Annotated in this window: 22 protein-coding genes and 1 pseudogene; 12 read left to right on the top strand and 11 right to left on the bottom strand. The window is 74.9% G+C overall.

Translation table 11 applies throughout. From position 1 onward, the window contains the following. The first annotated feature begins 117 nt into the window (after nt 1-117). The 3 genes from OHL10_RS01290 to OHL10_RS01280 are packed head-to-tail and all read left to right on the top strand — an operon-like array spanning nt 118 to nt 3,067. Complete coding sequence (locus OHL10_RS01290; RefSeq protein ID WP_265520335.1) at nt 118-1,815, top strand: carbon starvation CstA family protein; 1,698 nt, start codon at nt 118-120, stop codon at nt 1,813-1,815. Continuing rightward, complete coding sequence (locus tag OHL10_RS01285) at nt 1,812-2,087, top strand: cory-CC-star protein (RefSeq protein ID WP_265520334.1); 276 nt, start codon at nt 1,812-1,814, stop codon at nt 2,085-2,087. The genes OHL10_RS01290 and OHL10_RS01285 overlap by 4 nt, the downstream gene beginning before the upstream one ends. After that, the gene (locus OHL10_RS01280; protein WP_265520333.1) at nt 2,078-3,067 is read left to right on the top strand and encodes an ArsA family ATPase; all 990 of its coding nucleotides are present in this window, start codon (nt 2,078-2,080) and stop codon (nt 3,065-3,067) included. The genes OHL10_RS01285 and OHL10_RS01280 overlap by 10 nt, the downstream gene beginning before the upstream one ends. An 8-nt stretch (nt 3,068-3,075) precedes the next feature. Here the strand turns inward: OHL10_RS01280 and OHL10_RS01275 are convergent, their stop codons facing one another. After that, the gene (locus tag OHL10_RS01275; RefSeq protein ID WP_265520332.1) at nt 3,076-5,286 is read right to left on the bottom strand and encodes an alpha-galactosidase; all 2,211 of its coding nucleotides are present in this window, start codon (nt 5,284-5,286) and stop codon (nt 3,076-3,078) included. A gap of 258 nt (nt 5,287-5,544) precedes the next feature. Between OHL10_RS01275 and OHL10_RS01270 the strand changes: the two genes are divergently transcribed. Further along, nucleotides 5,545-6,678, top strand: coding sequence for an ROK family transcriptional regulator (locus OHL10_RS01270; protein WP_265520331.1), 1,134 nt, complete (start codon nt 5,545-5,547; stop codon nt 6,676-6,678). A gap of 52 nt (nt 6,679-6,730) precedes the next feature. Here OHL10_RS01270 and OHL10_RS01265 read toward each other — a convergent pair whose 3' ends face one another. Both OHL10_RS01265 and OHL10_RS01260 read right to left on the bottom strand, forming a co-directional pair. Continuing rightward, entirely contained in the window at nt 6,731-7,489 is a 759-nt protein-coding gene (locus OHL10_RS01265; RefSeq protein WP_265520330.1) for a TetR/AcrR family transcriptional regulator, read from the bottom strand. A 115-nt stretch (nt 7,490-7,604) separates the two neighbouring features. Then, on the bottom strand, nt 7,605-8,429 hold the full coding sequence (locus OHL10_RS01260) for a putative protein N(5)-glutamine methyltransferase (protein ID WP_265520329.1): 825 nt from the start codon (nt 8,427-8,429) through the stop codon (nt 7,605-7,607). A 65-nt stretch (nt 8,430-8,494) separates the two neighbouring features. Here OHL10_RS01260 and OHL10_RS01255 point away from each other — a divergent pair, with 65 nt between their 5' ends. Then, complete coding sequence (locus OHL10_RS01255) at nt 8,495-9,838, top strand: M18 family aminopeptidase (protein WP_265520328.1); 1,344 nt, start codon at nt 8,495-8,497, stop codon at nt 9,836-9,838. A gap of 44 nt (nt 9,839-9,882) precedes the next feature. Next, nucleotides 9,883-12,396, top strand: coding sequence for a DEAD/DEAH box helicase (locus OHL10_RS01250; protein ID WP_265520327.1), 2,514 nt, complete (start codon nt 9,883-9,885; stop codon nt 12,394-12,396). Between the two features lie 57 nt (nt 12,397-12,453). Here the strand turns inward: OHL10_RS01250 and OHL10_RS01245 are convergent. From OHL10_RS01245 to OHL10_RS01235, 3 genes and pseudogenes are all read right to left on the bottom strand, one after another. Next, nucleotides 12,454-12,828: pseudogene (locus OHL10_RS01245) on the bottom strand (Rv3654c family TadE-like protein); the annotation flags it as partial. Next, the gene (locus tag OHL10_RS01240; RefSeq protein WP_265520326.1) at nt 12,825-13,142 is read right to left on the bottom strand and encodes a TadE family type IV pilus minor pilin; all 318 of its coding nucleotides are present in this window, start codon (nt 13,140-13,142) and stop codon (nt 12,825-12,827) included. The gene OHL10_RS01240 and the pseudogene OHL10_RS01245, both read right to left, overlap by 4 nt. 92 nt (nt 13,143-13,234) lie before the next feature. Beyond that, entirely contained in the window at nt 13,235-13,453 is a 219-nt protein-coding gene (locus OHL10_RS01235; protein ID WP_322645507.1) for a DUF4244 domain-containing protein, read from the bottom strand. A 223-nt stretch (nt 13,454-13,676) separates the two neighbouring features. On the opposite strand from OHL10_RS01235, the gene OHL10_RS01230 reads away from it, so the two are divergent. From OHL10_RS01230 to OHL10_RS01220, 3 genes are read left to right on the top strand one after another with little or no spacing between them, the layout of a single operon-like run. After that, a complete protein-coding gene (locus OHL10_RS01230; RefSeq protein ID WP_265520325.1) occupies nt 13,677-14,057 on the top strand; it encodes a YciI family protein in 381 nt (126 codons plus the stop codon). A gap of 25 nt (nt 14,058-14,082) precedes the next feature. Continuing rightward, nucleotides 14,083-14,463: a YciI family protein gene (locus OHL10_RS01225; protein ID WP_265520324.1), complete on the top strand. Its 381-nt coding sequence runs from the start codon at nt 14,083-14,085 to the stop codon at nt 14,461-14,463. After that, nucleotides 14,460-15,800 (top strand): RNA polymerase sigma factor, encoded by a 1,341-nt coding sequence (locus tag OHL10_RS01220; protein WP_265520323.1) that lies wholly within the window; start codon nt 14,460-14,462, stop codon nt 15,798-15,800. Before OHL10_RS01225 ends, OHL10_RS01220 begins: the two co-directional genes overlap by 4 nt. On the opposite strand, the gene OHL10_RS01215 is transcribed toward OHL10_RS01220, so the two are convergent. From OHL10_RS01215 to OHL10_RS01195, 5 genes are all read right to left on the bottom strand, one after another. After that, the gene (locus tag OHL10_RS01215; protein ID WP_265520322.1) at nt 15,745-16,329 is read right to left on the bottom strand and encodes a type II secretion system F family protein; all 585 of its coding nucleotides are present in this window, start codon (nt 16,327-16,329) and stop codon (nt 15,745-15,747) included. The genes OHL10_RS01220 and OHL10_RS01215 overlap by 56 nt on opposite strands. Continuing rightward, nucleotides 16,326-16,997 (bottom strand): type II secretion system F family protein, encoded by a 672-nt coding sequence (locus OHL10_RS01210; RefSeq protein WP_265520321.1) that lies wholly within the window; start codon nt 16,995-16,997, stop codon nt 16,326-16,328. The genes OHL10_RS01215 and OHL10_RS01210 overlap by 4 nt, the downstream gene beginning before the upstream one ends. Next, the gene (locus OHL10_RS01205) at nt 16,994-18,208 is read right to left on the bottom strand and encodes a TadA family conjugal transfer-associated ATPase (RefSeq protein ID WP_265520320.1); all 1,215 of its coding nucleotides are present in this window, start codon (nt 18,206-18,208) and stop codon (nt 16,994-16,996) included. Before OHL10_RS01205 ends, OHL10_RS01210 begins: the two co-directional genes overlap by 4 nt. Further along, nucleotides 18,205-18,957: a septum site-determining protein Ssd gene (ssd, locus tag OHL10_RS01200; RefSeq protein ID WP_265520319.1), complete on the bottom strand. Its 753-nt coding sequence runs from the start codon at nt 18,955-18,957 to the stop codon at nt 18,205-18,207. Before ssd ends, OHL10_RS01205 begins: the two co-directional genes overlap by 4 nt. Before the next feature lie 157 nt (nt 18,958-19,114). Further along, nucleotides 19,115-19,528 carry a winged helix-turn-helix transcriptional regulator gene (locus tag OHL10_RS01195; RefSeq protein WP_265520318.1) on the bottom strand — a complete coding sequence of 138 codons (414 nt, stop codon included), beginning with the start codon at nt 19,526-19,528 and terminating at the stop codon, nt 19,115-19,117. Between OHL10_RS01195 and OHL10_RS01190 the strand changes: the two genes are divergently transcribed. From OHL10_RS01190 to OHL10_RS01180, 3 genes are all read left to right on the top strand, one after another. Continuing rightward, the gene (locus OHL10_RS01190; RefSeq protein ID WP_265520317.1) at nt 19,492-20,067 is read left to right on the top strand and encodes an aldo/keto reductase; all 576 of its coding nucleotides are present in this window, start codon (nt 19,492-19,494) and stop codon (nt 20,065-20,067) included. The genes OHL10_RS01195 and OHL10_RS01190 overlap by 37 nt on opposite strands. 76 nt (nt 20,068-20,143) lie before the next feature. After that, nucleotides 20,144-20,974: an HAD family hydrolase gene (locus OHL10_RS01185; RefSeq protein ID WP_265520316.1), complete on the top strand. Its 831-nt coding sequence runs from the start codon at nt 20,144-20,146 to the stop codon at nt 20,972-20,974. A 290-nt stretch (nt 20,975-21,264) separates the two neighbouring features. Then, nucleotides 21,265-22,683, top strand: a complete 1,419-nt coding sequence (locus OHL10_RS01180) for an NAD-dependent malic enzyme (RefSeq protein WP_265520315.1) — start codon at nt 21,265-21,267, stop codon at nt 22,681-22,683. Nucleotides 22,684-22,735: the final 52 nt, after the last annotated feature.

Here is a 22,735-nt window from a genome sequence, read left to right as displayed (position 1 = left end):
CCCCCGCCGGTGATGGCCAGAGTCTACGCACGTGTGGCGTGCGTCACGACCGTGCGTGCGGTCGCCTACACTCGCTGGACTCTCACTCCCTCAACGACGACGGAAACCGGAGCGACCGTGAACTCCCTGACCCTGATGCTCGTCGGCCTCGCCATGGTGCTCGCGGGCTACTTCCTCTACTCGAAGTTCCTCGCGAAGCGCATCTACCGGCTCGACCCGGCGTTCACCACGCCAGCGCACGAGCTGAACGACAACGTGGACTACGTCCCGACGAACAAGTTCGTCCTGTGGGGCCACCACTTCACCTCGGTCGCGGGCGCGGCCCCCATCGTGGGGCCCGCCGTGGCGGTGATCTGGGGTTGGCTGCCCGCCTTCCTGTGGGTCACGATCGGCACGGTCTTCTTCGCCGGGATGCACGATCTCGGCGCGCTGTGGGCGTCGGTGCGCAACAAGGGCCGGTCGATGGGCATGCTCTCGGGCCGGTACATCGGCAAGCGGGGGCGCAACCTGTTCCTCGTCGTGATCTTCCTGCTGCTGCTCATGGTCAACGCCGCGTTCGCCGTCGTCATCTCGAACCTCCTGATCTCGACGCCGTCCGCCGTCATCCCGACCTGGGGCGCCGTCCTCGTGGCGCTCGTCATCGGGCAGATGATCTACCGCTGGAAGATCAGCCTTCCCCTGACGACCGTCATCGGCGTCGTCGCCCTGTACGGCCTGATCCTCGTGGGCGACCGGTTCCCGGTGGTGCTCCCCGACACCGTGCTCGGGCTGTCGGCCGCGTCGTTCTGGATCCTCGTGCTGTTCCTCTACGCGGGCATCGCGTCGATGCTGCCCGTATGGCTCCTCCTGCAGCCGCGGGACTACATCAACGGCGTCCAGCTCTTCATCGGGCTCGGCATCCTCTACGGTGCCGTCCTGCTCGCACAGCCGACGATCGTCGCGCCCGCCGTGAACGACGCCGTCCCGGCGGGCACGCCCAGCATCGTGCCGCTGCTGTTCGTGACGATCGCCTGCGGCGCGATCTCCGGCTTCCACGGCATGGTCGCCTCGGGCACCAGCTCGAAGCAGCTCGACAAGGAGACCGACGCCCGGTTCGTCGGCTACTTCGGCGCGGTCGGCGAGGGCATGCTGGCGCTCGGTGCGATCATCGCCGCGACCGCGGGCTTCGCGACCCTCACCGAGTGGGAGGCCGTCTACAGCGCGTTCAACGAAGGCGGCGTCGCGGCGTTCGTCACCGGTGGTGCCACGATCGTCAACGCCGGCCTGGGCATCCCCGCCTCGCTCAGTGCAACCATCCTCGCGACCATGGCCGTGCTGTTCGCCGCCACCACCATGGACACCGGCGTCCGCCTGCAGCGCTTCGTCATCCAGGAGGCCGGGGAGCTCGCCGGCCTCAAGATCGGCAAGGTCGTCGGGACGGTCGTCGCGCTCGCCGTCGCGATGGGTCTCGCGTTCGGAGCCGGGGCGGACGGCGCGGGCGGCATGGTCATCTGGCCGCTGTTCGGCACGACGAACCAGCTCCTCGCCGGGCTGACCCTGTCCGTCGTCGTGGTCATCCTGCTGCGCAAGAAGCGCCCGACGCTGCCCGTGCTCGTCCCGCTGGTGTTCGTGCTCGTCATGTCGATCTACGCCCTCGTGGTGCAGCTCGGCACGTTCTACGCGAACGAGAACTGGCTGCTGTTCGGCATGGACATCGTCATCCTCGTCGCCGCGCTGTGGGTCGTCCTCGAGGCGACGATCGCGATGGTCGCCGCCCGGCGGGGCGCCGCCGAGGACGAGTCCGCCGACACGGACAGCGAGCGCGTGGGGTCGTGAGGGCGCTCGCCCGGCTGCGGCACGCGCAGGCCCGCTTCTCGGCGGGCCTGCGCGAGTTCTACGTCGCGCCGTACCGCCGCACGTTCGCCCGGGCGCGGCGCGACGAGGACGACCTGTTCACGATGATCGTCATGGCCGAGGCCCTCGGGGTGCCCAACCCGGCGTCGTACTACACGCTCGAGCTGCTCCCCGTCATGCACGAGCGCCTGCACGACTGGCACCGGCGCATGGGCATGGACCGCTCGCCGCTGGAGCACGTGTCGTGCTGCTAGACGTCGCCGCCCGGGCGCGAGTGCTGTTCGTGGGCGGCAAGGGGGGTGTGGGCAAGACGACGGTCGCGTCCGCCGTCGCGCTCGCCCAGGCCCGTGCGGGCCGGCGGGTCCTCGTCGTCTCGACCGACCCCGCCCACAACCTCGGGCACCTGTGGGGCGTGCCGGTCGGCGACCGGCCCGTGCGCCTCGCGCCGGGGCTCGACGGCGTGGAGGTCTGCCCGGAGGCCACGACCGACCGGCACCTGGCCCAGGTGGGCGAGACGCTGCGGCGGCTCATGCCGGAGCACCTGGCCCACCAGGTCGACCGTCACCTCGAGCTGGCACGGCACACCCCCGGGACCCACGAGGCCGCCGTGCTCGAACGCATCGCCGAGGCCGTCGAGCTCGGCGTCACCGACTACGACCTCGTCGTCCTGGACACCGCGCCGTCCGGCCACACCGCCCGGCTCATGGCCCTCCCCGAGACGATGACGGCCTGGACGGACGGGCTCCTGCGCAGCCGCGACCGCTCGGCGAGGTTCGACGACGCGCTGCGCGGCCTCGACGAGCGGCCCACCGACCGGTCCGAGGACCGACGCTCTGACCGCTCCGACGGGCGCGCCGCGCGCGACGACGAGATCCGGCGCGTGCTGGTGGCGCGCCGCGCCCGCTTCGAGCGGCTGCGGGAGACGCTGACCGACGCCGACCGGACGGCGTTCGTCATCGTCCTCGCGGGCGAGCGGCTGCCCGTGCTGGAGTCCGTCGAGCTGCACACGACGCTCACGGATCTCGGCGTCCACGTCGCAGGCCTGGTGATCAACAAGCGCTCACCCGCGGACGCCGGGGACTTCCTCGCCTCCCGCCGCGCGCAGGAGGACGTGCACGTGCGCACGGTGCGCGCCGCCCTGCCGACGCTCCCGGTCCTGGAGGTCCCGCTCCTGGGCGGGGACGTCGTCGGGCACGAGGCGCTCGCGCGCGTCGCGGAGCTGCTGCGCGCCTGACCGGTCGCTCAGACCGCGCGGACGTGGAGCAGGACCGTGTGCTCGGGGAACTGGTTCGGCGCCTGCACGCCGACCGCGCCGAGGGTGCGGCCGGACAGCCGTGCGCCGTCGGTCCACCACGGCGGCAGCGCGTTGCGGTGCCGGGGCACGACCTCGTCGCCGGGGGCGAGCGGTCGGACGTCGTAGGTCGTCGCCGGGTCGAGGCCCGGCAGGCGCACGCGGCCCGGCGGCGCCCACACCCCCGTGGCGACCTGCACGACGGCGAAGATCGCCTCACGCCCGTCGGCCGCCACGACGCCGTGGACGCGCAGGGCGGGGTCCGGGTCGTCGGCGCGCACCGTGCGGCCGTGGTGCAGCAGGTCCCGGTGCGTGCGGTACGCCTCGACCCACCGGGCGACGTCGGCCCGCTCCTGCTCGCTCGCCGCGGCGAGGTTCCACTCGATGCCGAGGTGGCCGAAGAACGCGGTCGCACCGCGGAAGCCCAGGTCGTGCCGGCGGCCCGTGGTGTGCGAGTGCGGCGAGCCGATGTGCGAGCCGAGCATCTCCGGCGGGACGAGCAGCCCGGTCCCCGCCTCGATGACCTGCCGTTCGAGGGCGTCGATGCAGTCCGACGTCCAGATCCGGTCGGTGCGTTCCAGGATGCCGAGGTCCGCGCGTCCGCCACCGCCCGAGCAGGACTCGAACTCGACCTCGGGGTGGCGTGCCCGCAGCTCGTCGAGGAGGCGGTAGGTCGCGAGGGTCTGCTCGTGGACCCCGGCCGCGCCCGTGGCGGAGTGCCCGGCGTCGATGAGGTCGCGGTTGTGGTCCCACTTGACGTACCCGATCGGGTACTCGGTGAGGATCGCGTCGATGCGCTCGAACACGTACGCCCACGCCTCGGGGTGGGCGAGGTCGAGGACCTGCTGGTTGCGGGCCTCCGGCGGCATCCGGCCACCGGCCTGCAGGATCCACTCCGGGTGGGACCGGGCGAGGTCGGAGTCGGGGTTGACCATCTCCGGCTCGAACCACAGGCCGAACTCCATCCCGAGACCGCGGACGTGGTCCACGAGGGGGCCGAGGCCCTGCGGCCACACCGTGGCGTCGACGTACCAGTCCCCCAGCCCGGAGGTGTCGTCGCGGCGGCCGTGGAACCACCCGTCGTCGAGCACGTAGCGCTCGACCCCGACCTCGGCGGCGGCGTCCGCCAGCGCGGTGAGGCGGTCGAGGTCGTGGTCGAAGTACACGGCCTCCCACACGTTGATGAGGGACTTGCGGGGGGTGCGGGGGTGCTGGGGGCGCGAGCGCAGGTACTCGTGGAACCGGCCGGAGAGCTCGTCCAGCCCGTCGCCGTAGGAGGCGTAGACCCACGGGCTCTCGTACGCCTCCCTTGCGGCGAGCCGGATCTCGCCCGCGAGGAGGAGCTCGCCGGCGCCGAGGAGGCGGGTCCCGGTGGGCATCGCCTGCTCCGCGAAGGTGCGCGTGTTGCCGGACCACGCGACGTGCACGCCCCAGACCTCGCCCGCGCGGTAGCCGAACCCGCGGCGGCCGGCGGTGAGCAGCAGCGTGCCGTCGTGGCTGCGCGCCCTGCGTGACTCCCGCAGATGGGTGCCGGCGACGAACGCGTGGCGCTGCGCGCTGCGCTCGCGCAGGTGCCGGCCGGTGAAGTCGAGGATCTCGTCGGCCTCGCGCGGCAGGGGCAGCGCGACGTCGAGCGTGCCGAGCGCGAAGACACCGTCGCCGGTGCTGGTGACCGCGGCGCGGGTGCGGACCAGGCCCGCGGGCAGGACCTCGAGATCGAGGCGCAGGTCGAGGCCCGCGACGGCGTCCGTCGCGCGGGTGACCACGCGGTGCGCGACGGGTGCGCCGTCGCGCTCGGTGTCGTGCTCCGTCTCGACGGACGTCACCGCGAAGGCGGTGGAGAAGTCGGCGCCGTCGCGGTGCCCCGTGAGCCCGGGGGTACCGAGCCAGGCGGCGGACTGCTCCGGGACCAGCGACAGCGGGACCGGCGTGTCGGTCGAGCCGGACGCGACCGGCGGCACACTCGTGCGGAAGACCTCGTCGAGCTCGGCGTCGGGCACGTCGCCGAGGTCGGCGCCCCAGTGCAGGACGCGCGGGAGCAGCGGGCCACGCGTGTCGAGGACGAGGCTCACTCCCGCGGCGCGCAGGTGCAGCAGGCCAGGCGCCGCGGGCGACCCGGTGCCGTCGGTCGCCTCGTCGGTGGCGGAGCGGGGCGTCGTCATGATGACCTCTTCGTCAGGGGGGTGGCATCTCTGGATTATTTCTAACGTAGAACTATTGAGAGCGTCAACTCTTTCAGGGCAGGTCGGCCTGGGCGGGACTCTCGCCTCATGTGCGCCCTGCCGATCGGCAGACTCCCCAGAATTCCCTCCGGCGCGTCGCGCTCGATATTCTTCTATGGTTCAACTAAACCCTTCGGATTCTTTGAGCCACGGAAGGAAATCAGCCACACTGGTGGCCACCGAGCCGAGGAGGCCACGATGACGCCTGGACCGTGGGTGCCGCTCAGCGGACCCGCCCACCGCATCGCGCTCGAGGTGCTCCTCGACGGCCCGCTGTCGCGCGCCGAGCTCGCGCGCCGCGTCGACCTGTCCGCCGGCAGCCTCACGCGGCTCACCAAGCCGCTCCTCGACGCGGGACTCCTCGTGGAGGTCGACGAGGAGGCGCCGGCGCGGGTCGGGCGGCCGTCGCAGCCCCTCGACGTCGTGCCCTCGGCGCACCATTTCGTCGGCGTCAAGCTCACGGGCGACACCGCGCACGCCGTGCGCACGTCCCTGCGGGCCGAGGTCGTCGCGGCCGCCGAGCGCCCGCTCACCGACCACGACCCCGCCGCGGTCGCGGACGTCGTCGCCGACGTCGTCGCCGAGCTCTCGGGCGGATCGCCCGTCACCGCGGTGGGCGTCAGCCTCGGCGGGCACGTCGCGGGCCGCGGGAACGTGGTCCGCGCGCCGTTCCTCCGGTGGCACGACGTCCCGCTCGGCGACCTGGTCCAGGCGCGCACCTCGATCTCGACCGTCGTCGCCAACGACGTCACCGCCCTGACCGAGGCCACGCACTGGTTCGGGTCGGGGCGCGGCGCGCGGACGTTCGCGCTGCTCACGGTCGGCGCCGGGGTCGGGTTCGGGCTCGTCGCCCACGGGCGGCTCGTCACGAACGACGACGCGAGCCTCGGGCTCGTCGGCCACCACCCCCTCGACCCCGCCGGGCCGCCGTGCTTCCTGGGGCACCGCGGGTGCGCGACGGCGATGCTCGCGATCGGGTCGATCACCGCCCAGGTCTCGGTCGCCCACGCCCGGCCCGTCGGCTACGACGAGGTGCTCGACCTCGCCGAGCAGGGCGATCCCGCCGCACGGCGTGTGGTGGACGACGCGGGCCGCGCGCTCGGGCGGCTCGTGGCCGTCGCCGCGAACTTCACGATGCCGGACCGGGTCGTCCTGGGCGGTGAGGGGGTGCGCCTCGCGACCGTCGCGCACGACGCGCTCCTCGACGGCCTGCACGCCGACCGCGACCCTCTGGCGACGGATCCGCCCCTGACGATCGAGAGCCCCGCGTTCACCGAGTGGGCCCGCGGCGCCGCCGTCATCGCGATCCAGACCTTCGTGCTCGGCGCCTGACCACGCCTGCTCCGCCGAGCATGCGGGGTCGGGTCGGGTCGGGGGCAGGGAGTCAGGGGTGCGCCAGGAGCGCCTCGATGCCGGCGATGATGCGGCCGAGGCCGAACTCGAGCTCGGCGCTGGCGGAGTACGGGGCCTGCTGGGCCTCGCCGGCCGCGGAGCCGACGCGCGCCGCCACCGTGTAGGTGCTCATGTCGGCGATCGCCTCGAGGACGGGGGCGTTCGCCTCCCACCACTCGTCGTCGGTCTGCCCGCTGGTCTCCGCGACGAGGCGCGCGGCACGAGCACGGCGCGCTGCGGCCAGCGCGTGGCTCACCACGAGCGTCACCGTCGCGTCCATCTCGACGTCCCCGAGGCCGACGTCGTCGACCGCGCGCAGCTCGAGGTCGTACTTGCGTGTCTCCCCGGGCCCGAGGACGGGCCGGGCGAGATCCACGTCGAGCAGCCACGGGTGCCGCTCGACGAGGGCGACGTTGGCCCGCGCCACCTCGCGCAGCCGCTCGGGCCAGGTGTCCCCCGGCACCGCGCCCTGCGGGTACAGCTCGCCGTAGGCGTGGTCGACGACCAGGTCGACGAGGTCGTCCTTGTTCTGCACGTACGTGTAGAGCGACATCGTGCCGAGGCCGAGCGCCGCCGCCACGCGCCGCATGGACAGCGCTTCGAGCGTCCCGGCGTCGGCGAGCCCGACGGCGGCCCGCGCCACCTCGGCGGGCGTGCGGGACTGCTGGGGTCCCCGGGCGCCGGGCGTGGCCACGCCCCACAGGAGAGCGAGCGTGCGCGCGGGGTCGCGCGGGGACGTCGGTGCAGGCATCAGGTCCTCGGGTCGGTACTGGCAGCGGGTGTCTCGTCGGCGCTGCGGGGCATATCGCCGTACATCGTACGTGGTACCCGGGCGCCGGGAGCGCCGATCCGCTCGGCGCGCCGGGTCAGGGCGTCGACCTCGTCCCGACGACGACCGTCGACCCGATCTCGTCGTCGTGGGCGACGTGCGCCGCCAGGCCCGCGCTGTTCATCAGGGCTGCGACGACGGCGGCCTGGGCGACGCTGGTCTCGATCAGCACCCGGCCGCCCGCCCTGAGCCAGGCCGGCGCGCCGTCGACGACCCGGCGGTGGACGTCGAGACCGTCCTGCCCGCCGTCGAGCGCGTGGCGCGGCTCGTGCTCGCGCGTCTCGGGCGGCAGGGACGCCATCGCGTCGCTCGGCACGTAGGGCGCGTTGACGAGCAGCACGTCGACACGGCCCCGGAGCGCGGGAGGAAGTGCGTCGTACAGATCCCCCTCGTAGACCTGTACACCGAGGTTGCGGCGCGCGCAGCGGACCGCGACAGGGTCGAGATCGGCCGCATGCACGTCCGCGTCGGGGCGTGCAGACCGCACCGCTGCGCCCAGCGCACCGGAGCCGCAACACAGGTCGACGACGACGTCCGCCGCGCCCGTCCGCTCGACCGCGAGCCGCACGAGCCCCTCCGACCGCCGGCGCGGCACGAACACCCCCGGCTCGACGACGATCCGCAGCCCGCAGAACTGCGCCCAACCGAGGACCTGCTCCAGCGGCAGACCCGCCACCCGGCGGGCCACGAGCGCATCGAGCTCGGCGCCGTCGGACGCGGCCTCGACGAGCAGCGCGGCCTCCTCCTCCGCGAAGACGCACCCGGCCGCCCGCAGCTCGGCCGCGAGCCCGGTGGCGCGCTCGACGAGCGGTGGACCGTGGGGCGCGAGGCCCGGCGTCGGGCGCGGAGTGACAGGTGGCATGGCGCGCTCCACGCTACCGCCGTGCAGCGCCGCGCCCCACCGGACCGGGCGCGGATAATGGGGGCGTGCCCGACGCCGCAGCCACCCGTGCCCACTCCGCCCACGCCCACGCCGAGGACCTCGCCCGGTTCGTCCAGGCGTCACCGTCCTCGTTCCACGCCGCCGAGGAGGTTGCCCGCCGCGCGGTGGCGGCCGGGTTCGTCCGCCTCGACGAGATGGATGCCTGGCCCGGTGCGACGCAGGGCCCGGGGCGCTACGTCGTCGTCCGGGACGGCGCCGTCATCGCGTGGGTCCGCCCTGCGGGCGCCGCGGCGACCACACCGTTCCGGATCCTCGGCGCCCACACCGACTCCCCCGGGTTCGTGCTCAAGCCGCGGCCCACCACGGGCCGCGAGGGGTGGTGGCAGGCGGGCGTCGAGGTGTACGGCGGGCCGCTGCTGAACTCTTGGCTCGACCGCGAGCTCGAGCTCGCCGGGCGCCTCGTCGTGGGCGACGGCAGCCGGGCCGAGGACGTGCACCTCGTGCGCACCGGGCCGCTCCTGCGCATCCCCCAGCTCGCGATCCACCTCGACCGCGCGGTCAACGACGGGCTGACGCTCGACAAGCAGCGCCACACCCAGCCCGTCTGGGGGCTGGGCGACCTCGGCGCCGCCGACCTGCTCGCCCAGCTCGCGGAGCGGGCCGGGGTGCGGGCCGCCGACGTCCAGGGCTACGACCTCGTCCTGGCCGACACCCAGGAACCGCGGATCTTCGGGGCCGACGACGTCTTCCTCGCCTCCGGTCGGCTCGACAACCTGCTCTCGGTGCACGCCGGCCTCACGGCGCTGCTGTTGGTGTCGGAGTCTCTGCACGGCGAGACGCCGGACGAGACGTCCGGCGCCCCCGTCGCCGTGCTCGCCGCGTTCGACCACGAGGAGATCGGCAGCGAGACCCGCTCCGGGGCGAGCGGCCCCTTCCTCGCCGACGTGCTCGGCCGCATCGCCGCGGGCCTGGGCGCGACGGAGGAGGACCGGCACCGGGCGCTCGCCGGGTCGTTGTGCGTGTCGAGCGACGTCGGTCACTCGGTCCACCCCAACTACCCGGAGCGCCACGACCCGGCGAACCGGCCCGTCGCCGGGGGCGGGCCGATCCTCAAGATCAACGCGAACAAGCGGTACGCGACCGACGGGGTCGGCGCGGCCACGTGGGCGCGGGCGTGCGCCGCGGCCGGGGTGCCCAGCCAGGAGTTCGTCTCGAACAACACGATCCCGTGCGGGTCGACGATCGGCCCGCTCACCGCGACGCGCCTCGGGATCCGCACCGTCGACGTCGGTGTGCCCATCCTGTCGATGCACTCGGCGCGCGAGCTCACCGCCGTCGCCGACCCGGCCTACCTGACCGCTGCCGTCGTCCAGCTGTTCCGCGGCTGACCCGCCGGGGCTGAGCGGACCGTCGAGGTGGGAGACTCGGGGACGTGCCGCGCCAGCCCTCCCCACAGCAGTCCGCGACCTCGCCCGCGCGACCGTCTGCGGAGCTGCTCGACGTCCTGCTCGCGGGCGGGCGCCGCGCCGACCGGCTGACGCACGTGCGCGAGCTGCCGGCCCGCACCGGCACGCACGGCGACTGGCCCGCCTGGGCCGACTCGACGCTCGTCGCGGGCTACCGGGCCCTCGGGGTGGAGCGGCCGTGGGCGCACCAGGTCGAGGCCGCCGAGGCCGCGTGGGCGGGTCGGCACGTCGCCCTGGCCACGTCGACGGGTTCGGGCAAGTCGTTGTCGTTCTGGCTGCCCGCGCTCTCGGCCGTGCGCGCCGACGCCGCCGCCACGATGCTCGACCCCGGCCGCATCGAGTCGGTCGCCCGCCGCGGCACCGTGCTGTACCTCTCCCCGACGAAGGCGCTCGCCGCCGACCAGCTCAGCGCGCTGCAGCGGCTCCTCGACGCCGCCGGGACCCGCGACCTGCGGGTCGCGACGTGCGACGGTGACACCGGGTTCGAGGAGCGCAAGTGGGTGCAGGAGCACGCCGACGTCGTCCTCACCAACCCCGACTTCCTGCACTTCGCCCTCCTCGCGAACCACCGCCGGTGGGCGCGGTTCCTGCGGGACCTGCGCTACGTCGTCGTCGACGAGGGGCACGCCTACCGCGGGGTCTTCGGGGCGCACGTCTCGCTCGTCCTGCGGCGGCTGCGGCGGCTCGCCGCGCACTACGCCCCGTCGCCGGACGCCGAGCAGGCGCCTGCCACCGGCCGCGCCCGTCCGACGTTCGTCGTCGCGTCGGCGACCGCGGCCGACCCGGCCCTCACCGCGGCACGCCTCATCGGCGTCGAGCCGCGCGCCGTCACGACCGTCACCGCCGACACCTCGCCCGCAGGACGCAAGACGTTCGCGCTGTGGGAACCGCCGGTCGTCGCCGGGTACGAGGCGACCCACCCCGACGACCCCGCGGTGCCCACCGCGTCGGGCGAGGCCCCCGAGCACCCGCGGCGCACCGCGACCGCCGAGGCCGCGGACCTGCTCGCGGACCTCGTCGCCGCCGGGGCGCGCACGCTCGCGTTCACGCGGTCGCGGCGGGGCGCGGAGGCGGTCGCCACGCAGACGCAGGACCACCTGCGGCCCGCCGCGCCCGAGCTCGTCCGCACGGTCGCCGCCTACCGCGGCGGCTACCTGCCCGAGGAGCGCCGGGCGCTCGAGGAGGCGGTCCGCAGCGGCGCGGTACGGGGCATGGCGACGACGAACGCGCTCGAGCTCGGCGTCGACATCTCCGGCCTCGACGCCGTGCTCATCGCGGGCTGGCCCGGCACGCGGATGTCGGTCTGGCAGCAGGCGGGCCGGGCCGGGCGGGCGGGAGCCGAGGGCCTCGTCGCGTTCGTGGCCCGCGAGGACCCGCTCGACACGTTCCTCGTGCACCACCCCGAGGCGATCTTCGACGCCCCCCTCGAGGCGACCGTGTTCGACCCGTCGAACCCGTACGTCCTCGCCCCGCACCTGTGCGCCGCCGCGGCCGAGCTCCCGCTGCGGGTCGGCGACCTCGCGGCGTTCGGCGACCCGGCGGCGGTCACCGACCTCCTGGGCGTGCTCGTCGCCCGCGGCGCGCTGCGGCGCCGCAGCTCGGGCTGGTACTGGACGCACGCACAGTCCGCGGCCGGCATGACGGACCTGCGCGGCTCCGGCGGCGCGCCCGTGCGGGTCGTCGAGGCGAGCACGGGCCGGCTGCTCGGCACCGTCGACGCGGCGTCCGCCGACGGGTCCGTCCACGACGGCGCGGTCTACGTCCACCAGGGCGTCACCTACGTCGTCGACCACCTCGACCTGCCCGACGGCGTCGCGCTCGTCCGGCGGGCCGACGTGGACTACGGGACGTGGTCGCGGTCCGTGACGTCGATCGTGGTGCAGGAGGACGAGGAGGCCACCGGCGGGCGCGGCGCGGCCGAGCGCCGGTGGGGGCCGATCGGCTGGGGGTACGGGCCCGTCGAGGTGAGCTCGCAGGTCGTGAGCTTCCAGCGCCGCCGGTTGCCCGACCTGCAGATCCTCGGCGCCGAAGGTCTCGACCTGCCCGAGCACACGCTGCCGACCATGGCCGTGTGGTGGACCGTCCCCGAGGACGTGCTGGCCGCGGCCGACATCGACGCCGAGACCGCACCCGGCGCGCTGCACGCCGCGGAGCACGCCGCGATCGGGCTCCTGCCCCTGCTCGCGACGTGCGATCGCTGGGACCTGGGCGGCGTCTCCACCGCGATGCACGTCGACACCGAGCAGGCGACCGTGTTCGTCTACGACGCCTACCCCGGCGGGGCGGGCTTCGCCGAGCGCGGCTACGACCTCGGCGCGACCTGGCTGCGCGCCACCCGGGAGGCCATCGCCCGCTGCCCGTGCGCCGACGGCTGCCCGGCGTGCGTGCAGTCGCCCAAGTGCGGCAGCTACAACAACCCGCTCGACAAGGCGGCCGCCGTGCGGCTGCTCGACGCCGTCCTCGCGCACGCCCCCGACTGACCGACGCCCGCGGCCGCCTCGACCCCGGGGCACCCTGGCCGTCGCCGGCCCTGCCCGGGCCGCGGCGTGCGCGTCGCCGAGCGCCGCACCCAGCAGGCCCCGCGCCGTCGGGCTCGACGTCTCGACGCGGACCACCCCGGCGCCGAGCTCCGCACAGCTCGTCAGGTGGGCGCCGTTGCGCTGCGCGACGTCCCCCGCCCGCTCGCAGCCGTCCCACCCGTCCCGCAGAGCGGTCGCGGCGGCGAGGGCCGACAGGTCCGCGGCCGTCTGCGCCTGCCCGCGCGCGGACTGCGCCGAGGCGAGGGCCGCGAGCGCCGCAGCGAGGAACAGCACGACCGCGACGAGAGCCAGCGCCAGCACGGTCCCGGAACCTCGTTCCGGGTCGTCCGCACGCCCGCCGCGGGATCCCGGGCACGGGAACGCCCGGGTCATGGCTCCACCCGCGCCACGGCCGCACCGCTCGCCCGCAGCGGCGCGCCGGACAGCCACCCCCCGACGACCGGCGTCGTGACCTGCACCTCGACCCACGGGTCACCCCGCACCACGACGACCTGCGCCCCGTCACCCGCGACGTGCAGCGCCGCAGACCGGACCGCAGCGTCGTCCTCCCCGATGGCGGCCGACCGCGCGCCGACCCTCGCCGCGTCCGCGGAGCGCATCTGGGCGCTCGCGGCCGCGGCGAGGGTCAGGACGGCCACCAGGACGAGCACGACGGCGGGCAGCGCGAGCGCGAGCTCGGCCGTCACGCTGCCGCGCTCCCGTGCGACGGTGTCCGCCCGCCCGGGGCGCGGGGCGAGTCGCGTCCGGGCTGGTCGGCGCGACCTGGCGGCGTCCACGCTCACCCCACGGACAGCGCGCTGCGCACGATGCCGAGGAGCGCCTCGCGGACCTCGCCGCTGCTGAGCACGGCGATGAGCAGCCCGGCGAAGCCGGCGGCGGCGATCGTCGCGATCGCGTACTCGGCGGTCGCGAGTCCCGCCTCGTCGCCACCCTGGCGGAGCCGCTCGACGAGGCCGCCTGCGGTGGGCTGCCCGGTCGTGTTCTCTGGTTCTGTCACGGTCGTTCCTTCCTCTGCGGGCCCGCCGGTCGCGGGCCGGGACCTCACTGTGGCGCGGCTCGGCCGATGCGGTGCGGGGCCGGTTGCGCGACAGTGGACGCGAGCGCGCGCGGCGGACCTGTGGACGGCCAGGATCACCGTGGGGTGTCGATCCAGCGGATCTCGCGCGTCATAGGGGTGTCAGCACGACCACGTCACGACCGCAGACAGACCGGAGGACTCCATGAGCACCGAGTACGTGATCTTCATCCACGACGACGAGAAGAACTGGGCGACCGCCACACCCGAGCAGAAGGAGGCGGCGTTCGCCCGGCACGACACGTTCGGCACCCTCTGCGCCGAGCGTGGGCACACGATCACGGGTGGCGCGGAGCTGCTCGCGGCGGCCACGGCGCGGCTGGTGCGGCCCGGCACGGCCGGTGCCCAGGCCGTCACCGACGGGCCGTTCACGGAGACCGCCGAGCAGCTGGGGGGCTACTACGTGGTCGAGACCGACGACGTGGACGGTCTGACCGCGCTCATCGGCGAGGCCTTCGCGGGCGACACCTCGACGTTCGAGATCCGGGCGACGGTCCCGGAGGATCCCTCCTCGGACGCCTCGTGAACCGCGGCGCACGAGGTCGGTCCGCATGAAGTTCCTCCTCCTGCTCCACCAGGACCAGCGGCTGTGGGAGGACACGTCGCCCGCCGCACGCACACAGCTGCTGCGGGAGCACGACGTGTTCTCCCGGGCCGTCGCGGAGCAGGGCACGATCCTCGCGGGCGAGGCCCTGAGCACCGTCAGCGCGGCGACGACGTTCCGACGCCGCGGGCAGACGACCCAGATCACCGAGGGCCCGGCCACGGAGGGCGCGGGGGGCACGGCCGGCGAGGACCCCGCGGGTGCCGAGCAGCTCGGCGGCTTCTACCTCCTGGACGTTCCGGACCTGGACGTCGTCCTCGAGCTCGTCGGGCTCCTCCCGGAGTACTCGATCGAGATCCGACCGGTGATCGACGTGGACGGCTCGTGACCGAGCCGCTCGAGGACGCGTGGCGCGAGCACTGGGCGAGGCTCCTCGCCCAGCTCGTGGGGCAGTACCGCCGCCCGGATCTCGCGGAGGACGCGCTCGCCGACGCGTTCGCCACGGCCGCCCGGAGCTGGCCGGTGGACGGCGTGCCGCGCAACCCTGCCGCCTGGCTGCACACCGCGGCCAGGCGGCGGGTCCTCGACCGGCTGCGCGCCGAGGCCGTCGCGGCGCGCAAGGAACCCTTGATGGTCGTGGACGCCCGCGAGCGCGCCGCCCGCCACGACGAGCTCCCGGGGGGCGAGAGCCGGGACGGCGGGGACGGGACCGCGCGGGCCGACGACGGCGCGCACGTGCCCGACGACCGCCTGCGCCTCGTGCTGGCGTGCTGCCACCCGGCGCTCTCGCCCGAGGCCCGCACGGCCCTCACCCTGCGGTTCGTCGCAGGTCTGCCGGTGGCGGACATCGCGCGGTTGTTCCTCGTGCAGGAGTCGACGATGGCGGCGCGCCTGACGCGCGCGAAGAAGCGGCTGGCCGCGTCCGGCATCCCGTTCGCCGTGCCGGCACCGGACCGGCTCGACGAGCGTCTCGACGTCGTCGCGACGGTGCTCTACCTCGTCTTCACCGCCGGGTACGCGCCCGGCTCGGGACCCGACGTCGTCCGCACCGAGCTGGCGGGCGAGGCGATCCGCCTGGCCCGGCTGCTCGACGAGCTCGTCCCCGGCAGGCCGGTCGTGCGCGCGCTGCTCGCGCTCATGGTGCTCCAGCACTCGCGCCGGGACGCCCGCACAGGTCCCGACGGCGGGCTCGTGCTCCTGGCGGACCAGGACCGGTCGCGCTGGCGCCGCGACGAGATCACGGCTGGTCTCGACCTGCTCGCCACCGTCCTCGACGGACCCGACCCGAGCGTGGTCTCGCCCCTCGCGCAGGAGTACCTGCTCCAGGCACGCATCGCGGCAGAGCACGCGAGCTCCCCGTCGGCGCCGTCGACCGACTGGCCGCTGATCGCGGAGCTGTACGGCGAGCTGGAGGAGCTCACCCGGTCACCCGTGGTCCGGCTCGCACGGTCGGTCGCGGTCGCGGAGGCGGCGGGCGCACCGGCCGGGCTCGCCCTCCTCGACGGGCTCGACGAGGCACTCCCCCGGCACCACCGGCTCTACGCCACCCGCGGGGAGCTGCTCGCACGGTCCGGGCGGGCCGACGAGGCGGCCGGAGCATTCGCCACGGCTCTCGCGCTGTGCGCGAACGACGCCGAGCGGGAGCACCTCGAACACCGCCTGCGGACCCTCACCGCCCCAGGAGACCACCCCCGAGCGACACGAGGACCGGCAGCAGACCGATGAGCACGAACGCCGGGAGGAAGCACGTGCCGAGTGGCAGCACGAGGTGCACGGCGAGCCGTGCCGCCGCCTGCCGCGCGGCTGCCTGGCGCTCCTGACGCAGCTGCTCGCCGGCGGTCCGCAGCGCGTCGCCGGGCGCGGCGCCGTGCTCCCACGCGGGCCGTAGCGCCCGGCCCACCACGGCCAGACGCGGCGGTGCGCCGTCCCAGGCGGTCGCCCAGGACGCACCGAGCACGAGGGCGGCGCCCGCCCGGCGCAGCGCGGTCCCGTCGGGGCCGTCGACCGCGACACCGACCGCCTCGAGCGCCCGCGGAACCGACGTGCCGGCGCGGACCGCCGCGCCGAGCAGCTCGAGCAGCACCCCGATCTCGATGCCCGTCCCGGGCGGGGCGCCACCCCGCGCCGCGTCCGGTTCCCGCGACCCGAGGCGGGTGAGGCGTCGCTCCCGGGTGGCGCGGGCGGCCCACCACGGCAGCGCCCCGAGGAGCGCGCACGCCGCGAGCGTCCACACCGTGGCCCCCTCCGCGCTCACCCCTCGCCCCCCGCCGCCCGCGCCGCGCCGACCATCCGGGCGGTCCAGCGCCGACCGACGACCAACAGCACGACCCCGCCGACCACGGCCGCGCTCCCGAGCCCGCCGTCGAGCGCCTGGGCCACCGGATCGGCGCCGAGGGCCGAGCCGAGAAGGACCCCCACCGCGGGAAGCCAGAGCAGGACCCGTGCGGTGGCGCGCGGGCCGGCGAGCGACGCCTCTCGCTCGGCGCGTGCCTCCGCCTCAGCCGCGAGGGTCGCCGCGACCTGGTCCAGCACCGCGGTCAGCGGGGAACCGACCTCGGCCGCGAGCCGGCACGCCGCGACGACGGACCGTGCCGGGGCGAGGCCCCCGACACGCTCCGCGAGCGCGTCGACGTCGGGGATCCCGCGAGGGTCGGCCCGGACCTCGGCGGCGCGCTGCCAGGCCACGGCGGGCGACGCCCCGGCGCGCAGCAGCGCCCCCACCTGGGCGACGACGAGCCGCACGAGCTCGGGAGCGTGCTGCGCCCGGCGCGCCCGGAGCCTGCGCCAGGTCACGCCGGGCCGCCACGCTGCGGGCCGGACGCCGATCACGCTGCGGGCGCGTCGACCGCCCCGGCGCAGCACGACGTGCACCGCCAACCCGACGAGCAGCCCGACGACCAGGTGCCCCGACCCGCCGCTCACGGTGTCCCCCAGCGGGAGCGGATCTCCTCGAAGGTGGGGCCCGTGACCGGCTCGCCGGCACCGTCCCAGGTCGCCGCGACCTCGACCCGCAGCTCACCGTCGTCCGTCCGCGTGACCCGCCCGATCTCCGCGAGGTACCGGCGACCGACCCCACCGGCCCGGTCTCGGCGCAGGTGCAGCACCACGTCGAGACCGCCCGCAGCCTGCGCGGCCACGGCGGCGCGGCCCATCCCCGCGAGGGCCGCGAGCGCCTCGAGCCGGGCAGGGATCACGGCGACCGCGTTGGCGTGGATCGTCGCGAGGCCACCGTCGTGCCCGGTGTTGAGCGCCATGAGAACCTCGCGGACCTCGGCGCCGCGGCACTCGCCGAGCACGATGCGGTCGGGTCGCATCCGCAGGGCGTTGCGCACGAGGTCGGTGAGCTCGACGCCGCCCGCCCCCTCGACGTTGGGTCGGCGCGCCGTGAGGGGGACGACGTGCGGGTGGTCGGGCGCGAGCTCCCGCGCCTCCTCGACGCACACGACCCGTTCGTCGCCCGGGACGAGGGACAGCAGCGCGGCGAGGAGCGTCGTCTTGCCGGTGCCGGTTCCCCCGGAGACGAGCATGTTCGCGCGGCCGGCGACGAGGCCGCGCAGCACCGGGCCCCACGCGGGGGGCAGCGCGCGGCGTGCGACGAGCTCGTCGAGCGTGAAGGCGTGCGCCCGCAGGACCCGCAGCGAGATGACGGCGCCCTGCTCGCAGACCGGCGCGACGACCGCGTGCAGCCGGGTCCCGTCGGGCAGGCGCGCATCGACGAGCGGGCTCGCGTCGTCGAGCCGCTGACCGCCCGCGGCGGCGAGCCGCACGGCCAGGGCACGGACGTCCTCGGGCGTCCCGAGCACGAGGTCGACGCGCTCGAGCCCTGCGCCCCGGTCGACCCAGATCTCGTCGGGCGCGTTGACGAGGACGTCGGTCACGCGCGGATCCTCCAGGAGCGGCTGGAGCGGGCCGGCGCCGTACAGCTCCGCGCGGGCGGCGCGGGCGAGGTCGGTCAGCGCGGCGGAGCCCAGCACCCGACCCGAGTCCCGCAGCGCGGCGCGCAGCTCCTGGTCGCCGGGCGGGGCACCGCGGCCCGCCATGCGCGAGCGCACCCCGTCGAGGAGCTCGGTCTCGATGCCGCGCCCCCGCGCGCCGTCCGGAGGACCCACGTCCCCGCCCGCCGTCCGGTTCACCGTGCTGCGCCTGGCGACCGCACCCAGGACGCGAGCTCACGTCCTGCCCGGCCCAGCGCGCTCCGGGCGCCGGAGGGTGGGCCCTCACCGCGCTCCACGGCCCCGGCGAGCCGCGGGTCCCACCGCACGGCGGCCGCGAGCGGGAGCCCGACGGCGTCGCTCACCTCCCACGGCGACAGCCGCCCGGGCGCGGGGCCGCGGGTCACGAGAGCGAGGTGCCGTGCACCGGTCTCGGTCAGGACGTACCGGGCGGCGAGCGCTCCGGCGACCCCGGGGAGGTCGAGCGGCGTCACCAGCACGAGCGCGTCGCACGCGCCGAGCACCGCCGCACCGAGGTCCCGGGGCTGCGTGGCGACCCACCGCGGGAGGTCGAGCACAAGGAGGTCGCACGCGTCGGCCACGGCGGCGCACACGTCGACGACGACCTGAGGGTCGATCGCCTCGGGCCGGTCCCGCGCCGCCCCGAGCACCGGCACGTCGCACCACGCGGGCAGCCGCGCGACCAGTGCCGCCCCGTCGAGGGTGCCGCGCGCGCCGTGCAGGTCCGCCCACCGCAGCCCGGGCTCGGGCTCGATCCCGAGCAGGACGTCAGGCCCACCACCTCGCGTCTCGAGGTCGACGAGGACCACGTGGTCGCCGTCGCGGTGCGCAGCCCGGGCGAGGCCCGCGGCGCACACGGACGCCCCTGCCCCGCCGACGGCCCCCACGACGCCGACCACCGCCGCGACACCGCTCCCCCCTCCCCGCACGCTCGCCGCCCCTCGTCGCCACCGGCCGCGGACCCGTCCCGGCCGCTGCTCCGAGACCATCGTGGGCGAGGCCGGCCCGCACGGTCCCGGCCGGCGTCGGGCCTGTGGACGGGTGCCGCGCCGGGCAGCCTGTGGAGAACGACGAACGACCGAGGCGTCAGGCGCCGGCGTCGTAGATGTCGCGGTGCGCCTGGACGTCGTCCATATGGTCCTGCGCCCAGGTCCTGATCTGACGCGTGGTCCGGTAGAGCGAGAGCCCGAGGTCGGTGAGCTCGTAGGTGACGGTGACCGGCACGGTCGGGGTCACCGTCCGGGTGACGAGCCCGTCACGCTCCAGCGAGCGCAACGTCTGGGTGAGCATCTTCTGGCTCACACCGGCGAGCAGGCGGGAGAGCTCCGAATAGCGCATCGGAGCCGGGGTCCCCGGGTCCTCTGCACCCTCACCGCCGAGGCCGCACAGGATCAGCACGACCCACTTGTCCGAGATCCTGTCGAGCAGCTGACGGCTCGGGCACACGGCCAGGAACGCGTACGATGACGACCACGACGTCCACCCTCGCCGGCGGCACATGGACCCTCGGCGACCGGACCGTCACCCGGTTCGGGTACGGGACGATGCAGCTCGCGGGCCCCGGGGTCATGGGGCCGCCGACGGACCACGACGGCGCGATCGTCGAGGCGATGGAGACCCTCGCCGAGCTCCAGCAGCAGGGCCTGATCCGGCACCTCGGGGTCAGCAACGTCACGGCGGAGCAGGTCTCGCACGCACAAGAGGTCGCACCCCTCGTCTGCGTGCAGAACTTGTACAACCTCGCCCACCGCCACGACGACCCCCTGATCGACAGGCTCGCGGCGGACCGCATCGCCTACGTCCCGTTCTTCCCCCTCGGCGGGTTCGCCCCGCTGCAGTCCGAGGCGCTCTCCCGGGTCGCGAACCGCCGGGGCACGACGCCGAAGGCCGTCGCCCTGGCCTGGCTCCTGCAGCGCTCGGCGAACATCCTGCTCATCCACGGTACCTCCCGGGTCGCGCACCTGCAGGAGAACATCACCGGCGCCGGGCTCGCCCTGTCGCCCGAGGACGTGGCCGAGCTGGACGGCATCGGCCGCTGACACGTCCTGGTGCCGCGCCGCTCGTGGAGGACGAGGAACAGGGACATACCGGGAAGACTCCCGCTAGGCTCGCCCCGTGAACTCCACAGCGGACGCGGCGGCCGACCCCTCCCGGCCGCGCCGGATCGCCGCCTTCTTCGACCTGGACAAGACGATCATCGCGACCTCGTCCGCCGCAGCGTTCTCCCGGCCGTTCTACGCCGGCGGGCTCATCTCCCGCGGGGACGTGCTGCGCAGCGCCTACGCCCACTTCCTGTTCATGGTGGGCGGTGCCGACCACGACCAGACCGAGCGCATGCGCGCCCACCTCAGCAACCTCGTCACCGGGTGGGACGTGAGCACCGTGTCGCGGATCGTCGCCGAGACGGTGCACGAGCTCATCGACCCCGTCGTCTACCTCGAGGCGGTCGAGCTCATCGCGAACCACCACGAGCACGGGCACGACGTCGTCATCGTCTCGGCCTCGGGCGCCGAGGTCGTCGAGCCCATCGCCGCGGTCCTCGGGGCGGACCACGTGATCGCCTCGCGGATGGCGACCGAGGACGGGCGCTACACCGGCACCATCGACTTCTACGCGTACGGGGAGAACAAGGCCAGCGCGATCCGCGAGCTCGCGCAGGACAAGGGGTACGACCTCGGGGCGAGCTACGCCTACTCCGACTCGATCACGGACGCCCCGATGCTGACCGCCGTCGGGCACGGGTTCGCCGTCAACCCCGACCGCACGCTGCGGCGTCTGGCCGCCGACAACGGGTGGACCGTGCTGACGTTCACCCGCCCCGTGGCGCTGCGCTCCCACCTGTCGCCGACCTCCCCGCTGGTGATCGGCGGCGCGCTGGCCGTCGTCGCCGTCGCGGGGTGGGTCGTGTGGCGGGCCGTGCGCCGAGGCCGCCGCACACGTCCCTGACACCCCCGCGAACGGGCGCCGCTCGAACACCGTGTGAGGGTTTCACCCAGCCGTTGCGCCCGCGCCGGACCAGGCGTATCAAGGAGGGAACAGCACGCGGATGGCGGTACCCACGCGCGAGGAGTCCACGCATAGGACTTGTTGACCGGGACGTGATGACGACCCGTTGCAGCAATCACTCGGTGCACGCCTGATAGCCACCATCCGGCTGGCGAGGGCGGCGTCCGCGAGGACGCCGTCGTCGTGTGGGGGCCTGTGGGCACGCCGCGTCGCACGCCATACTGTGGGGCATGAGTTCAGCGCCGAGCGTCTCCTCGTCCATCACCGTCCGGCTCCAGGTCGAGGCCAGGCCCACCGCCGTGAGCGAGCTGACCACCGCCATCGAGCACGCCGGCGGGATCGTCTCCGCGCTCGACGTCACCGCCTCGGGCCACGAGCGCATCACCGTCGACGTCACGGTCGCGACCCGCGGCGAGGACCACGCCGGCCAGATCGTCGAGTCCCTGCGCGCGCTCGACGGCGTGGTCGTGGACCGCGTGTCCGACCGCACGTTCCTGCTGCACCTCGGCGGCAAGCTGAAGATCGAGTCCAAGGTCCCCATCCGCAACCGCGACGACCTGTCGATGATCTACACCCCCGGCGTCGCCCGCGTCTGCGAGGCCATCGCCGCGGAGCCCGAGGACGCGCGCCGCCTGACGATCAAGCGCAACACCATCGCGGTCGTGACCGACGGGTCGGCCGTCCTGGGCCTCGGCGACATCGGGCCGCTCGCCTCGCTGCCCGTCATGGAGGGCAAGGCCGCGCTGTTCAAGCGGTTCGCCGACATCGACGCGTTCCCCATCGCCCTCGACACGACCGACGTCGACGAGATCGTGCGGACCGTCAAGGCCATCGCGCCCGTCTTCGCCGGCATCAACCTCGAGGACATCTCCGCGCCGCGCTGCTTCGAGATCGAGGCTCGGCTGCGCGCCGAGCTCGACATCCCCGTCTTCCACGACGACCAGCACGGCACCGCGATCGTCGCGCTCGCGGCGCTGACGAACGCGCTCAAGGTCGTCGGCAAGGACCTCGCCGACGTGCGGATCGTCCTGTCCGGTGCCGGCGCGGCGGGCACCGCGGTCCTCAAGCTGCTGCTGTCGGCCGGCGCCCGCGACGTCGTCGTCGCCGACATCGAGGGCGTCGTCCACCGCGACCGCCCGGGCCTGTCGCCCTCGCTCGCCTGGACCGCCGTCAACACGAACCCGCGGCGCGTCACCGGCACGCTCAAGGAGGCCGTCGTGGGGGCCGACGTCTTCATCGGGGTCTCCGCGCCCGACGTCATCACGGGAGACGACGTCGCGCAGATGGCGCCCGACGCCATCGTCTTCGCCATGGCGAACCCGCGGCCCGAGGTCGACCCCGTCGAGGCCGCGAAGCACGCCGCGATCGTCGGCACCGGGCGCAGCGACTTCGCGAACCAGATCAACAACGTCCTCGCGTTCCCCGGTGTCTTCCGCGGCCTGCTCGACGCCCAGTCGCACAAGATCACCGACGGCATGCTGCTGGCCGCGGCGACCGCCCTCGCCTCCGCCGTGCACGAGGACCAGCTCAACCCCACCTACATCGTGCCGAGCGTGTTCAACCCGGAGGTCACGACGCTCGTCGCCGCCGCGGTCGAGGCGGCAGCACGCGCCGGTGCGGAGCAGGACGGGATGGTCGCCACCGCCTGACGCCTCAGCACCGACCCTGCCTCGATCGGTTGCCGAGCCCCACCCCGTCCAC

Source organism: Oerskovia flava (assembly GCF_026163685.1).
Classification (GTDB): Bacteria; Actinomycetota; Actinomycetes; order Actinomycetales; family Cellulomonadaceae; genus Oerskovia_A; species Oerskovia_A flava.
Note: the sequence above shows the minus strand (reverse complement) of the source record. Positions and strands in the feature narration are given on the sequence as shown.

Excerpts from the sequence above, each read along its gene's own strand:
- OHL10_RS01275 (WP_265520332.1), bottom strand. The coding sequence starts at position 5,286 with ATGACGACGCCCCGCTCCGCCACCGACGAGGCGACCGACGGCACCGGG.
- OHL10_RS01270 (WP_265520331.1), top strand. The coding sequence starts at position 5,545 with ATGACGCCTGGACCGTGGGTGCCGCTCAGCGGACCCGCCCACCGCATC.
- OHL10_RS01265 (WP_265520330.1), bottom strand. The coding sequence starts at position 7,489 with ATGCCTGCACCGACGTCCCCGCGCGACCCCGCGCGCACGCTCGCTCTC.
- OHL10_RS01260 (WP_265520329.1), bottom strand. The coding sequence starts at position 8,429 with ATGCCACCTGTCACTCCGCGCCCGACGCCGGGCCTCGCGCCCCACGGT.
- OHL10_RS01230 (WP_265520325.1), top strand. The coding sequence starts at position 13,677 with ATGAGCACCGAGTACGTGATCTTCATCCACGACGACGAGAAGAACTGG.
- OHL10_RS01225 (WP_265520324.1), top strand. The coding sequence starts at position 14,083 with ATGAAGTTCCTCCTCCTGCTCCACCAGGACCAGCGGCTGTGGGAGGAC.
- OHL10_RS01190 (WP_265520317.1), top strand. The coding sequence starts at position 19,492 with ATGACGACCACGACGTCCACCCTCGCCGGCGGCACATGGACCCTCGGC.
- OHL10_RS01195 (WP_265520318.1), bottom strand. The coding sequence starts at position 19,528 with ATGTGCCGCCGGCGAGGGTGGACGTCGTGGTCGTCATCGTACGCGTTC.
- OHL10_RS01180 (WP_265520315.1), top strand. The coding sequence starts at position 21,265 with ATGAGTTCAGCGCCGAGCGTCTCCTCGTCCATCACCGTCCGGCTCCAG.